Here is a 14,214-nt window from a genome sequence, read left to right on the forward strand (position 1 = left end):
TTTTATTTTTAAGAATTTCTTTCACAATATTCCTCTATTGTTTTTGCAACTATCTTAGCATGAGCTACTGCTTCAACAACAGTTTTTGCACCAGTAACCACATCTCCAGATCCAAATACACCTTTTTTAGTTGTATTACCTTTTCTATCTGTAACTATAAGCCCTGCTCTATCTGTTTCAAGTCTAGTAGTATTAGAAACTATATTTGTTTTTGGTGTTTGACTTATTGCAATTATTGCAGAGTCGCAGCTAAAGAATTCTTCTTCTTTTGTTTCCACATTCTTAAGAATAACTCCCTCTTCTGTTATTTCTAAAGGTGCTCTAAATAATTTAAAATCAACACCATCTTCTTTAGTCTCTTCTATTTCCTTATTGGTTGCACTCATATTTTCAAAGCCTTTTCTATAAATAACAGTAACTTCCTTAGCACCATTTCTTTTTGCAGTTCTTGCAGCATCCATAGCAACATTTCCTGCCCCTATTACTGCTACCCTTTCTCCTAATCTATATGTATGTGGAGATTTAAGATAATCTATTGCAAAATGTGCATTTCCTAAAGTCTCTCCTGTAATATTTAATGTCTTAGGATTCCATACCCCTGTTCCAATAAATATCGCTTTATATCCTTCTTTAAATAATCTATCTATACTTATAACTGGTCCTATAAGAGTATTTGGTCTAATCATAACACCAAGATCTATAAGCCTATCCTCAATTCTATCAATTAAATCCTTAGGCAACCTATACTCAGGAATTCCATATCTTAATACTCCACCAATTCTTTCATGTGAATCAAATATAGTAATTTTATATCCCTTCTTAGCTAATATAAATGCAATTGTAATTCCCGCAGGCCCTCCACCTACTATTGCAATTCTATCCTTAGTTTTAGGGATATTTTCAAATTTATTTTCTTCTAAATACTTTCTTGATAATTCTTTTTCAATTTCATGAAACTTTATTGGCTCGCCCTTAATTCCTCTTATACAACTTCCTGCACATTGGTCTTCATGTGGACAAACAATTGCACATATAGCTGAAAGTGGGTTATTTTTAAATAATACTTCCCCTGCTTCTTCATACTTTTCTTGTCTATAAAGCTCTATTACTTTTGGAATTTGAGTATCAATTGGACAATTAGCTTTGCATTTTGGACTTTTACATAATAAACATCTATATGCTTCATCTATTAAAATCATAATTTAACAACCTTTCTCTTTTGATTTAATATTTAGTTCATCAAAAATTTTATTATACTATATCTAGTGGTACTTTTCTACTTGGTTTCTTAAAAGTTCCATCTAACCTTTGCATATCTTCAAATGTTAAATTTACTGATGTTGCTTTAGCATTTAATATAACATGCTTTTCACTTGATGCTTTTGGTATAGATATAATGTCATTATTATGTATTGTCCATGCTAGAGCTATTTGTAATGATGTTGCATTATGTTCTTTAGCTATTTCTTGTAAGGTTTCATCCCTTAGTAAACTTCTATTTAAAGATCCACCTTGAGCTAAAGGACAATATGCTATGGTAGGAATATTATTTTTCCTTTGCCATGGTAATAAATCAAATTCAATACCTCTTGATCCCAAATGATATAAAACTTCATTCACAGCACAATTTTCTCCATTTGATTTATGATATAATTCTTCCATATCATCTTTATCAAAATTAGATACTCCCCATCTTAAAATTTTTCCTTGCTTTTTTAATAATTCCATTCCCTCTATGGTCTCTTCTAGGGGAATCCCCCCTCTCCAATGAAGAAGATATAAATCTAAATAGTCTGTTTTCAATCTTCTTAAACTATTTTCACAAGCTCTTATAATCGAATTTCCTCCTGCATTATGAGGATAAACTTTAGAAACTAAAAATACATCTTTTCTACAATCTTCAATTACCTTAGCTACAACTTCCTCAGATAATCCATCACCATACATTTCAGCTGTATCAATTAAATTCATTCCAAGCTCTACACCAAGTCTTAATGATTTTATTTCCTCTTCTCTTTTATTAGAGTGTTCCCCCATAAACCAAGTTCCTTGCCCTAAAGCTGATACTTTAGTTCCATCAGGTAAAATTACTTTTCTTTTTTCTACATATTCTCTAATTTCACTATTGGTCATTTTAATTTATCCTTTCATTTAACATGTTACTCTATTTATTTAAAGTTCTATATCCTGTACTAAAATCAACAATATTAGTAAGTTTTTCACCGCTTATAAACTTTTTCAAATTTTCAGAACTTATTTCAACAATTTTTTGTAGAGTTTCTGGAATATGATATCCACCTGAAACATGTGGTGTAATTATTATATTATCTATATTCCATATTCTATGCTCCTTCGTAAGTGGCTCTGGATCTGTTACATCAAGTCCTGCTCCTAATAAATATTCACTTTCCACAAGGTCACACAATGCCTCTGTATCAAGTACATTCCCTCTACCAACATTTAAAAGAACTGCTCCCTTTTTCATAATACTAAGTCTTTCTCTTGAAAACATCTTATAAGTTTCTTTTGTAGAAGGTAAAGAAAGCATTACAACATCTACAGTTGGGAGCACTTGATCAATTTTATCCATTAAATATAATTCATCAATAAAATCTGGTTTTTCTGTATTACTCCTTCTCACTCCTATTGTATATGCTCCAAAAGCTTTTACTCGTTTTGCAAACTCTTCTCCAATATTTCCAAGACCAACTATTAAAATTTTAGAACCATATATAGATTTAACTTCACCTTCATCTTTCCAAAGATGTAACTTTTGATTATTTCTATATATATGAAGCTTTTTAAATATTTGAAGAAGAACTCCAATTAAATGTTCTGAAATAGCTAAACCATATGCTCCTGTTGCATTAGTAAGAAATGTATCTTTATTTAATATTCCTTCCTTTATATATGCATCAGCTCCAGCACTGTTTAATTGTAACCATTTTAACTTCTCAGATTCCTTTATTAATTCTGCTGGTGGGTTTCCAATTATTATATCCGCGTCTTGAACAGTTTCCTTATCTACTTCTTTTTGTGTTTTATATATAAAGTTAGAACCTTCTGAAACACTTTCTATTAACCTTTTTTGTTTTTCATTTATAGGTAAAAGTATAAGTATATTGCTGTTTCTCATGATATCACCTCACATGATTTTTTATATAATAAAAACATGAACTTATCATATATTGTATAATAATTTCATGTCTTTATTAAGTGGTTAATTGTATTTATTATCTAACTAAGCAAGGACGTTTATTATCGAATTTCCAATCTTTAATGTAATATTGCATTCCTATAGAATCATCTCTTGATTCTAAATTTTTATCTATATATAATTGATGAGCTTTCATTATTTGTTCTCTATCTATTTCAATTCCTAGACCTGGTTTCTTTGGAACTTCTACAAATCCATCTCTAATTTGTAATGGTTCCTTTGTTAATCTGTCATATCCTTCTTGCCATATCCAGTGTGTATCTATAGCTGTTATTTCTCCTGGAGCTGCTGCTGCTGCATGAGTAAACATAGCTAATGATATATCAAAATGGTTGTTTGAGTGAGATCCCCAAGTTAATCCCCAATCATTACACATTTGAGCTACACGTACTGTTCCTTCCATTGTCCAGAAGTGAGGATCAGCTAAAGGAATATCTACTGAATTTAAAACTACAGAATGTCCCATTTGTCTCCAGTCAGTTGCTATCATGTTAGTTGCTGTTGGAAGACCTGTTGCTTTCTTAAATTCAGCCATAACTTCACGGCCTGAGAATCCATTTTCAGCTCCACATGGATCTTCTGCATAAGTCATTATTCCCTTCATATCCTTACAAAGTTCAATAGCTTCTTTTAATGACCATGCTCCATTTGGATCAAGGTTAATTCTAGCTTCTGGGAATCTTTCTTTTAAAGCTTTTATTGCTTTAATTTCTTCTTTTCCTTCTAAAACTCCACCCTTTAATTTGAAATCAGTGAATCCATATTTAGCATGAGTAGCTTCTGCTAATTTTACTATAGCTTCTGGAGTCATAGCTTCTTCTCTACGAATTCTATACCATTCATCAGCACTATCTTCTTCATTTACATATTCTAAATTAGTTCTTTTTCTATCTCCAACATAGAAAAGATATCCTAACATTTTTACTTTATCTCTTTGTTGTCCATCTCCAAGTAATGCTGCAACTGGAACTTCTAAGTGCTTTCCTAATAAATCAAGTAAAGCTGTTTCTATAGCTGTTACTGCATGAATTGTTGTTCTTAAATCGAAAGTTTGTAATCCTCTTCCGCTTGAATCTCTATCAGCAAATTCCTTTTGAACTCTTTGTAAAGTGTTCTTATAGTCACCAATTGATGAACCTACAACTATCTTTTCTGAATCTTTAATTGTTTGACAGATTTTTTCTCCACCAGGAACTTCGCCTATACCTTCATTCCCATTTTCATCTGTTAATATAATAACATTTCTAGTAAAGTATGGTCCATGTGCTCCACTTAAATTAAATAGCATACTATCATGTCCTGCTACTTGATAAACTTCTATTTTAGTAACCTTTGGTGCTGACATATCGATCACTCCATTTCTTAAATTTAATGTTTCTTAAATAATATTCTGTTAGTTAATTTCTTTAGGATAATTAAATCCTTTACAACTTATAATGTACAATTTGAATACAAATCTATATTTCTGATGAGATTATTAAATAATCTCATCAGTTTGGTAATTAATACAGATTTTCGGATTAATAAAACGGACTATCTATAATGGTTTTTCTTTTTTATTATTTTTATAAATAATTTTTAGGTATTTTTAGGCATTTTAGGTAAGTTTATAATTTTTTTGATTTATAATTTATTTTATCTATGAACTTCAGTGTTAGCTAATTTTTCATAGTATTTTATTATGCTTCCATGGTCTTCCATTTCAAAGCCATCAACCTTTAATGCTTGCATCATTTCAAGTACTGCTGCTGTTAATGGTAATGGTGCTCCTACTTCGTGAGAAGTTTCTAGTACATTGTTTAAATCTTTGATGTGTAAGTTGATTCTAAATCCAGGATCAAACTTTCTATCCATAACAAGAGGTGCTTTTGCATCTAAAACAGTACTTCCTGCAAGACCTCCTCTAATTGCATTGTAAACTAGTTCTGGACTAACTCCTGATTTTTGAGCTAACACTAGCGCTTCTGACATAGCAGCTATATTTATAGCAACTATAGTTTGGTTAGCAAGTTTTGCTATATTACCAGCACCGATTTCTCCAACTCTTACTACTGAACCTGCCATTGCTTTCATTATGTCAAGATATTTATCAAATAATTCTTGCTTTCCTCCAACCATAACAGATATTGTTCCATCAATAGCCTTTGGTTCTCCGCCACTTACTGGAGCATCTAACATTTCAACACCTTTTTCAGCTAATTTTGCACCAATTTCTCTTGATGCAAGTGGTGCTATTGAGCTCATATCTATTAATGTTAATCCTTTATGAGCTCCTTCTATTATTCCATCTTTTCCAAGAGCAACTTGTTTAACTTGTGGTGAGTTTGGTAACATTGTTATAACAACATCACATTGTTCAGCTATTTCTTTATTGCTTGCACAAGTTTCAGCTCCTAGAGATTTTAATTCTTCTGCTGCTTCTTTATCAAAGCTACTAACAACTAGCTTATATCCTGCCTTAACTAAGTTTTTACTCATAGGTTTTCCCATAATTCCTAGTCCTATAAATCCAATTTTCATTTTTACTTCACTCCTATTCATATTGTTTTAGTTTCTATTTATTTTATTTTATAAACATCTAAATCTTTTAAAACCGCAGCTAATTTAGCACGATTTTCTTCACTCATTGGTCCTACTGGTTTTAATGCTACTCCAACATCAATTCCAACCATTTGAAGTGCTTCCTTTATAACTCCAGGGAAAGTTCCAAGACCATATGCATTTCTAAGAGGTAATAATTTTTCTTGAAGCTTTCTAGCTGTTTCTAGATCACCATTTTTAAATGCATTGTAAATTCCTACAGATATTTTAGGTGCTATATTTGCACTTGAAGCAATAGCTCCATTAGTTCCAAAAGTTAAACCATCACAAATAAATGTATCTATTCCACATAATACTGTGAAGTCTTCTATATCATTAGTAAGCTTGCAGTATTCTTCCATTCTTTTGGCATCTCCACTACTATCTTTAATTCCTATTATGTTTTCTTCTCTTGATAATTTGAATGCTGTTTCTGGCATAATTTTATTATGAGCTCTTCCATCACAACCATATAAAATTATTGGTGTTTTTACTGAATTTGCTACAGCTTTAAAATGTTCTGCCATTTCTTCCTGAGTAGGTGATACAAAGTATGGAGTTAATACTGAAATTGCCGAAACTCCTCCAACTTCCTCTGCCATTTTAGCTGTTTTTATAGCATTGTTTGTTGTTATTTCACTTGCTGCTGCATAAACTGGCACTCTTCCATTTACATGTTCAACTGTAACTTCAATAACTCTTTGCTTTTGTTTATCTGTTAATCCATAGATTTCTCCCGTACTTCCTAATACAAATACTCCATGAACTCCTGCTTCTAAAGTATAGTCAATTACTTTCTTTAACGAATTTTCCATTAAGTTTCCATGTTCATCTAAAGGTGTTACTAATGCTGGAATAATTCCATTTGGTTTAAACATACTTACTACTCCAATCTTCTATTTAACTTTTCTCTCATGAGCCATATATAAATTTATTATTCTATATGCTGCTTCCTTCACAAGATTTTCACTATCTTTAATTGCTTCTTCTAGTGTCATAGGACTATCCATTATACTAAATATTCCATCAAACCCTGCTTCATATAAGGTATCTGTGCCTTCTCCTACTGAACCAGCAAGAGCAATTACTGGTATATCCTTCTTTTTAGCTTCACTAGCTACTCCAAAAGGTGTCTTTCCAAACTTTGTTTGAAAATCTATTTTTCCTTCTCCTGTAAAAACTAAATCAGCGTTTTCTAACTTTTCATTTAACTTACTTTCTTGAATAATAATATCAATTCCACGTTCTAGTTTGCCCTTAATTACTGCAATAAATGCTGCACCCATACCACCAGCTGCTCCAGCACCTGGCACATTAATTACTTCAGTATTAAATGTCTTTTCTAAAACCTCTCCATAATGATATAGATTTTTATCTAAAATAGCCATCAACTCTTCATCCGCACCTTTTTGTGCCCCAAAGACATATGACGCTCCATTCTCTCCGCAAAGTGGATTTTGAACATCACAAGCAACTTTTATGTCACATTCAAAAATTCTTTTATCAAAACCTGACATATCAATTGTAAGTAACTTATCTAATTCAATAGCTCCATCCTTCACTTCATTATTATTCTCATCCAAGAACTTAACACCTAGAGCTTTTAGCATTCCTGTACCACCATCATTTGTAGCACTTCCACCTATTCCAATTATGAAATTGTTACAGCCTCTATCCAAGGCATCTTTTATTAATTGACCTGTTCCATATGTTGATGTTATAAGAGGATTTTTTTCATTTTCTTTTAAAAGTGGTAAGCCTGAAGCTGCTGCCATTTCAATTACAGCAGTTTTTTTATCACCTAAAAGTCCATAAAATCCCTTTATTTCTCTCATAAGAGGATCCTTAACATCTACTGTTATTATTTCTCCATTTGTAAGTGAAACTAAAGATTCAACTGTTCCTTCTCCCCCATCTGCCATAGGGACTTTTTCAAGCTCAAAAGTTTCATCATACTTCTTTAACCCTTCTTCTATAGCGTTAGCTACTTCAAGAGCTGTTAAACTCCCTTTAAACGAATCAGGTGCTATAACTATTTTCATAATTCACCTCCTCCTTAAATAATCACATGCAAAGATAACTTTGTTAATGTTTTGTAGATTTATTTAATTATCAATAACATTTCAAAATCTACTTTTATGTAAGTAGCTTGTCAAGAATTCCGTTGATAACTTTTACATAAATAAATTATACTCAAAACAATTATCTCAAACAATGTGCATCACATACAAATAACTCTTTTTTTATCCTTAATATTTTATTGTACCTGCACAATTCCACCCTTATCATGTATACTAATTTAACCTTTACTTTTTAATTAATTGTTAAAAATATATCTTTTTTACCGTTATACAAACCATTCAATTAATTTTAGAAGAATATATCTAAAACTAACACTCCAGCCAAACCAATTATTGATAATAAAATTGTATATACAGTTCTTATTTTAATTGCTTGCCCAACTGGTAAATTGAAATATTCCTTAAACATCCAAAAACCAGGATCATTAACATGTGAAGCAAATACGCTACCAGATGATGTAGCTAAAACTAATAGTTCTGGGCTAACACCTGTACTCGCTAGTAGTGGTAATACAATCCCTGATGCTGTAGTTATAGCAACTGTTGCTGAACCAACTGCAGTTCTCAATAATGCCGCAATTACCCATGCTAATATTAATGGTGAAATATTTAACCCTTGTGTCATTTCACTAATAGTTTTTCCTATACCTGCATCAACAATTACTTGTTTAAATGCTCCCCCAGCACCAATTACTAGTATTATCATAGCAATAGCCTTAACTGACCCACTTAAACTCTTCATAACTTCTTCTAATTTTCTTCCACGAGCAACACCAAGAGTGTAGCTAGCAATCAAAACAGTAATCAATAGAGCTACTGGCGCATCTCCAACAAAACTGATATATTTCAACAATACAGACTCTTTATCAAGATAAAGATCAGCAAATGTAGTAATAGCCATAAGAATTACAGGTATTAATGCAGTAAACATACTTGCACCAAAACTTGGCATTTCATCATCTTTAAATATCTTGCTAGTTGCTAATCCTTCAGGAACAGAAGCCTTGACGCTAGCAACCCATTTTGATTTGGTGTAAAATATTCCAACTAATATAGCAGCTGGAATAGCTATTAAAAGACCTAAAAGTAATGTTTTGCCCATGCTTGCTCCATATGTAACAGCTACTGCTGCTGGCCCTGGATGAGGTGGCAAAAAACTATGAGTTGTTGATAATCCTATAACTGCTGGTAATCCTACAAACATCAATGGAATTCCAGTTTCTGCAACTACAGTAAATATAATTGGAATCAACACTATAAAACCTGCTTCAAAAAACATTGTTATACCAACAATAAGAGAAGTTAATAACATTGCCCACTGAACTCTCTTCTTCCCAAACTTATTAATTAGTGTTGTAGCAATACGTTGAGCAGCTCCTGAATCGGCTAGTAATTTACCAAGCATAGCTCCAAAAGCTAGGATAAGAATTAAACTTTTTAACTGCCCACCAATACCACTATACATAGATGCAGTAACTTTTTCTAAAGGCATTCCAAGCATAATTCCAACAATTAATGAAACTAAAATCAATGAAATGAATCCATCAATTTTCAACCCCATCATCAATACTAATAATATTAATACACCAAAAGCAACTGTAATTAACGCCATTTTTATCTCTCCTTCTAATTTTATTAAATACATGTGAATCTTAATTAATAATGAAAATTGTTCAAATGAAAGATACTACTTCTTTGTTTGCTCATCCTTTCTATAATTTTTTATTTATTCTTTTGGTAAGTTGTTTTGTTTCTAATTAATTTTACCTTGCATGAGTAATCGTTTTCTCAATGTGCACACTTAATTTAACCTTTTTTTAATTATCAAACAAATAAAAATTTTCTGATAAATGAATTTCTTATTTGTTTATGATTACATTATCATATTTTTAACGATTCCAAACAATGTTTAACTGCACAATTTTAAACCGTTTTCAAAAGTCTTTTTTCATCATTCTGCACATTTTTTTCTCAAGCGCTTCAAATTCTCACCTCTATTTTCCACATAATACATATATTGTTTTACTTTAAACAATCCACTTTAACAAAAAAAAGCTTTGATGATTTATACACTATATATTAATCACCAAAACTTCTTAATTATTCTCTATTGTTTAGAAAATTTATTAACACACTATTTCTTATGTTTATTAACTTAATATTATAAAAAATTACTTAAAATCAATACAAAAATTAGACCAAGTGCAGATAAGATACATGTATATGGAGTTCTTACTTTTATAGCATCACCAACTGATAAATTGAAATATTCTTTAAACATCCAAAATCCAGGATCATTAACATGTGATGCAAACATACTTCCACATGATGTAGCCAAAACCATAAGTTCTGGACTTACTCCTGATGCAGCTACCATAGGTAAAATAATACCTGATGCTGTTGTTATAGCTACTGTTGCTGATCCAACTGCAGTTCTTATAGCAGCTGCAATTACCCAAGCTAATATTAAAGGGGAAATATTTAATCCACTTGTTAATTCATTAACGGTATTTCCTATACCAGCATCAACAATTACTTGTTTAAAAGCACCCCCAGCTCCAATTACTAATATTATCATAGCTATAGCTTTTACAGAACCACTTAATATACTCATCACTTCTTCCATTTTCTTGCCACGAGAAAGACCAAGTGTATAAGTTGCAATCAAAACGGTAATTAATAGAGCAATTGGCGCATCCCCAACGAATTTTATGTACTTCATAACTTCTGAGTTTTTATCTATTATAAAACTCGAAAAAGTTTCAATAGCCATAAGAATAATAGGAATTAAAGCAGTAAGTACACTTATCCCAAAACCAGGTAAATCTTCTTCTTTAAATTTTTCTGTAGATGCTAAACCTTCTGGAACTGATGCTTTTGCACTCAAAGCCCATTTTGATTTATTATAAAACACTTCTAATATTATTACAGATGGAATAGCAATCAAAAGTCCTATAAGTAATGTTTTTCCCATATCAGCTCCATATATAGTAACAACTGCTGCTGGTCCTGGATGTGGTGGTAAAAAACTATGTGTTATTGATAATCCTGTAACTACTGGTAATCCAGCTGCCATCAATGATATACCCATTTCTGCAACTATAGTATAAACAATTGGAATCAAAACAATAAATCCCGCTTCATAGAACATAGTAATACCAACAATAAGTGAAGTTAATAACATTGCCCATCTAACATTTTGCTTACCAAACTTTTTGATAAGTGTCATTGCAATACGATGAGCCGCCCCTGATGCTGATAGTAACTTACCAAGCATTGCACCAAATGCAAGTATGAGTACCAAGCTTTGTAATTGACTACCAACTCCTTTATATATTGATGCTGTAACCTCTTCAAAAGGCATTCCTAACATAAGTCCAACAATTAACGAAACTAAAATTAACGAAATAAATCCATCAATCTTAAATCCCATCATTAATACTAATAATATTAATACCCCAAAAGCAACTGTAACTAGTGCCATTTTCATCTCTCCTTCTTTAATTCTATTTACTAAATGTAAATATTGTTTAATAACAAAAAAAATTGCATAAACAACTGTATTTTTCTTTATTTAATCTATTCTCTAAATTTATGTGAGCGTTTTCTTTATGTACATTTGATTCTTTAATGAATAAATTAACAATGAGTTTAAAATTTTCTGATAAATGAATTTCCTGGACAACCAATATATACATTATTATATTTTTAACAATCTCAAACAATATTCAACTGCACAAATATCAATCGTTTTCAAGGTGTATTTTCATCATTATGCATAATTTTTTTATTTTTATAACCATTAACTAAAAAAAAGATAAGATTTTCATCTTACCTTTCCCTGGTATCTATTTCAAAATTAATTATAGAACTATATAGCCAAAATAAATCTGTATATTTTCTAGGATTTCTATTAGTTAGTTTATATATCTTATCTAGCCTATAACTTAATGTATTTCTATGTATAAATAATCTATTAGCAACACTACTAAGTTCCCCACTCTCTTCTATAAGAACTTTTAACGTTTCTCTCAGAGCCTTGCTCTTATCATTTTCAGCTATTAATCTATATGTATCTTCAAGTTCATTAACTTTCCATTTCGCATTATTTTGAAAAAACAGCATATCATACTTTAGTAATTCAAATATATAAATATCTTCCTTGGGGTGCATTTTTTTCCCAAATTCAAGAGTTTCTTTTGCTATATCAAAAGATTTATATACTTCTAAAAGCTTATTATATATTTTTCCTGTTGATATTTTTACTTCAACGCCTATTTGCTCTTTTATTTTTTTATGAACTTTTTTTATTTTTTCCTCATAATTTTCATTTCTATTGTTATAATGCAAACATTTATGCAAAACTACAATAGTATTTGAATTAATTGCAGATGCTAAAGATTCCTTAATAGTTCCCTCCAATATATTAATTATTTTACTATTAGTAGTTAAATCATTTTTCATATAACTTTCTGAAAATCTTAACTCTACAATAAAAATAATCATAGGATATTCATATGGTAATTTAAATTTTTTAATATATTCATCCAATAGAATAACTGAATTAGCTTTATTATATATAAGAGCCATCATCATTTCTTCTTTCATTCTATTGTTCCATTCCAATTCTTTCATGACCTGTTCTTGCTCTATCATCATTTCCGCTGTCATTTTAATTAGTTTAGCATATCCTAAAATTTCTTTAGGAGCTCCTGTAATTCCAATTACTCCAACTACTTTATTATGAAATTCTATTACTATATTGATTCCTTCAAGTACACCTTGCAGCTTTTTACTTTCATTTTCATTAATATTAAATTCTGATTTTCTTTGAAGTGCAATTATAGCCCCTTCATGAGTAGTTCCAATTCGTTCCTTATCACCAGATGCTATTATTACACCATGTTCATTCATTATATTGATATTATAATTAACAACATTCATTGTTCTTTCAACTATCCTTCTAGCAAGCTCTTCACTCAAAAACTCCATATTGTCCTCTCCCCTCTACACTTTTTTTGTATAAAGCTTTACATATAAAATAAAAATAAAGGCTATAGAATTTTCACGATCTATATCCTTTATTTTATATTCTCATAGTTTACTAACTTATGTCTAGGTTAATATTTGCCGATATATCATTTTTTTTACTTACACTATTCTTTAAAGTAATGCCCATGCCCTATTTAGTGTTCTTTTAGCATTTGCTATAACAACCTCTGAATTCTCATTCTCCCATGGTTTCACCTCAAAAGAAAGTACATAAGGATTTTCTATATTAAAAAAACCTTCCTCTTTCATCACTTGAAGAAATTCTTTAAGTTCATTTACATCATTAGAACCATTTGGAAATCCAAAACGTGGATGAGTATCTCCATATGCTATGGCCCCTTCTTTCATAACACAGTTTCCTATATGAAAATGTGTTATATATGGTTTCATGGTTTGAATTGCATACTTTGATGATTCATAAGTCTGAGGTAAATGTGACAAGTCAACTAATAGACCAAAATTATCATTATCTTTTCTTATTTTTGCAGCAAATTTTACTGCATAATCAGCTGGCCCAATTAAAGATTTTTTGTCAACATCATAATCAAAAACCTCTAAACTAACATTTATATTCTTTGCCTTTGCATATTTACATACATTTTTAGTTGTCTTCAGCAATTGTTCAAAAGCCTCATTTTTTTTATTCTCTTCATATTTTCCTGCTAAAAAAGCTATACTTTTAGCTCCTAAATAAGCTGCTTCATCTATTGATTCAATAATTATCTTTTCTGCCTTTTTTCTTTCCACTTCATCTAAATCATTAGGATTTAATTTCCCACCAAGTAATCTTGGCTGAACCCCATAAGCTACTTTCATATGACTTTGTTCTAATAACACTCTAACTTCTTCTCTCTTTTTATCATCTTTTATATGAGTAATTTCTATTGCATTAAAATAATCATCCACTAAAACTTTCTTTAATGTTTCAACTATATTATCTTGACTATTAAATTTAGTTGTTTCTGGATAAGCCATAAAATGTATTAGTCCAACTTCTAGATATTTATAAATCGATTCATTCATTTTGCTTCCTCTTTTCTTAAATAAAGTAACTACTAATGTTAAATATAATTAAATGCTAATAATATCATCCACTCTTGTCACTATTCATTTTACCATTTTTTCATCTTATTTATTGTGCATTTTAACATATACCATAGTAAAACTCTAATACTAATCATATAAGTACCTAAAATTTATTGTTTAACCTAAATTATTCACCGAATTTATTTTGATAGGATTTATTCAACTATTCCCTTCAAAGATAGATTCGGTTTAGTTTTT

11 protein-coding genes are annotated in these 14,214 nt (G+C 30.5%); all 11 read right to left on the reverse strand.

Annotated elements, in window-relative coordinates; translation table 11 throughout:
- Nucleotides 1-8 precede the first annotated feature (8 nt).
- Entirely contained in the window at nucleotides 9-1,199 is a 1,191-nt protein-coding gene (locus NNC19_RS15635) for an NAD(P)-dependent oxidoreductase (RefSeq protein ID WP_310939603.1), read from the reverse strand.
- Nucleotides 1,200-1,251: 52 nt separating this feature from the next.
- A complete protein-coding gene (locus NNC19_RS15640) occupies nucleotides 1,252-2,133 on the reverse strand; it encodes an aldo/keto reductase (protein ID WP_310939604.1) in 882 nt (293 codons plus the stop codon).
- A gap of 31 nt (nucleotides 2,134-2,164) precedes the next feature.
- Nucleotides 2,165-3,136, reverse strand: coding sequence for a D-2-hydroxyacid dehydrogenase (locus NNC19_RS15645; RefSeq protein WP_310939605.1), 972 nt, complete (start codon nucleotides 3,134-3,136; stop codon nucleotides 2,165-2,167).
- Nucleotides 3,137-3,233: 97 nt separating this feature from the next.
- Nucleotides 3,234-4,562 carry an enolase C-terminal domain-like protein gene (locus NNC19_RS15650; RefSeq protein WP_310939606.1) on the reverse strand — a complete coding sequence of 443 codons (1,329 nt, stop codon included), beginning with the start codon at nucleotides 4,560-4,562 and terminating at the stop codon, nucleotides 3,234-3,236.
- Nucleotides 4,563-4,852: 290 nt separating this feature from the next.
- Nucleotides 4,853-5,737 (reverse strand): 2-hydroxy-3-oxopropionate reductase, encoded by an 885-nt coding sequence (gene garR, locus NNC19_RS15655; protein WP_310939607.1) that lies wholly within the window; start codon nucleotides 5,735-5,737, stop codon nucleotides 4,853-4,855.
- Nucleotides 5,738-5,775: 38 nt separating this feature from the next.
- A complete protein-coding gene (gene dapA / locus NNC19_RS15660) occupies nucleotides 5,776-6,675 on the reverse strand; it encodes a 4-hydroxy-tetrahydrodipicolinate synthase (RefSeq protein WP_310939608.1) in 900 nt (299 codons plus the stop codon).
- Between the two features lie 18 nt (nucleotides 6,676-6,693).
- On the reverse strand, nucleotides 6,694-7,839 hold the full coding sequence (locus tag NNC19_RS15665; RefSeq protein WP_310939609.1) for a glycerate kinase: 1,146 nt from the start codon (nucleotides 7,837-7,839) through the stop codon (nucleotides 6,694-6,696).
- 328 nt (nucleotides 7,840-8,167) lie between these two features.
- Nucleotides 8,168-9,490, reverse strand: a complete 1,323-nt coding sequence (locus NNC19_RS15670) for a gluconate:H+ symporter (protein ID WP_310939610.1) — start codon at nucleotides 9,488-9,490, stop codon at nucleotides 8,168-8,170.
- Nucleotides 9,491-10,039: 549 nt separating this feature from the next.
- Nucleotides 10,040-11,362 (reverse strand): gluconate:H+ symporter, encoded by a 1,323-nt coding sequence (locus NNC19_RS15675; protein WP_310939611.1) that lies wholly within the window; start codon nucleotides 11,360-11,362, stop codon nucleotides 10,040-10,042.
- 347 nt (nucleotides 11,363-11,709) lie between these two features.
- Nucleotides 11,710-12,870, reverse strand: coding sequence for a sugar diacid recognition domain-containing protein (locus tag NNC19_RS15680; protein WP_310939612.1), 1,161 nt, complete (start codon nucleotides 12,868-12,870; stop codon nucleotides 11,710-11,712).
- 171 nt (nucleotides 12,871-13,041) lie between these two features.
- A complete protein-coding gene (locus tag NNC19_RS15685; protein WP_310939613.1) occupies nucleotides 13,042-13,953 on the reverse strand; it encodes a TIM barrel protein in 912 nt (303 codons plus the stop codon).
- Nucleotides 13,954-14,214: the final 261 nt, after the last annotated feature.

Origin of the sequence: Clostridium sp. SHJSY1, assembly GCF_031626875.1 — a bacterium.
Taxonomy (GTDB): domain Bacteria; phylum Bacillota; class Clostridia; order Clostridiales; family Clostridiaceae; genus Clostridium.

What these genes read in the sequence shown, in the direction of transcription:
- NNC19_RS15635 (WP_310939603.1), bottom strand. Translation starts at nt 1,199, where the DNA reads ATGATTTTAATAGATGAAGCATATAGATGTTTATTATGTAAAAGTCCA.
- NNC19_RS15640 (WP_310939604.1), bottom strand. Translation starts at nt 2,133, where the DNA reads ATGACCAATAGTGAAATTAGAGAATATGTAGAAAAAAGAAAAGTAATT.
- NNC19_RS15645 (WP_310939605.1), bottom strand. Translation starts at nt 3,136, where the DNA reads ATGAGAAACAGCAATATACTTATACTTTTACCTATAAATGAAAAACAA.
- NNC19_RS15650 (WP_310939606.1), bottom strand. Translation starts at nt 4,562, where the DNA reads ATGTCAGCACCAAAGGTTACTAAAATAGAAGTTTATCAAGTAGCAGGA.
- garR (WP_310939607.1), bottom strand. Translation starts at nt 5,737, where the DNA reads ATGAAAATTGGATTTATAGGACTAGGAATTATGGGAAAACCTATGAGT.
- dapA (WP_310939608.1), bottom strand. Translation starts at nt 6,675, where the DNA reads ATGTTTAAACCAAATGGAATTATTCCAGCATTAGTAACACCTTTAGAT.
- NNC19_RS15665 (WP_310939609.1), bottom strand. Translation starts at nt 7,839, where the DNA reads ATGAAAATAGTTATAGCACCTGATTCGTTTAAAGGGAGTTTAACAGCT.
- NNC19_RS15670 (WP_310939610.1), bottom strand. Translation starts at nt 9,490, where the DNA reads ATGGCGTTAATTACAGTTGCTTTTGGTGTATTAATATTATTAGTATTG.
- NNC19_RS15675 (WP_310939611.1), bottom strand. Translation starts at nt 11,362, where the DNA reads ATGGCACTAGTTACAGTTGCTTTTGGGGTATTAATATTATTAGTATTA.
- NNC19_RS15680 (WP_310939612.1), bottom strand. Translation starts at nt 12,870, where the DNA reads ATGGAGTTTTTGAGTGAAGAGCTTGCTAGAAGGATAGTTGAAAGAACA.
- NNC19_RS15685 (WP_310939613.1), bottom strand. Translation starts at nt 13,953, where the DNA reads ATGAATGAATCGATTTATAAATATCTAGAAGTTGGACTAATACATTTT.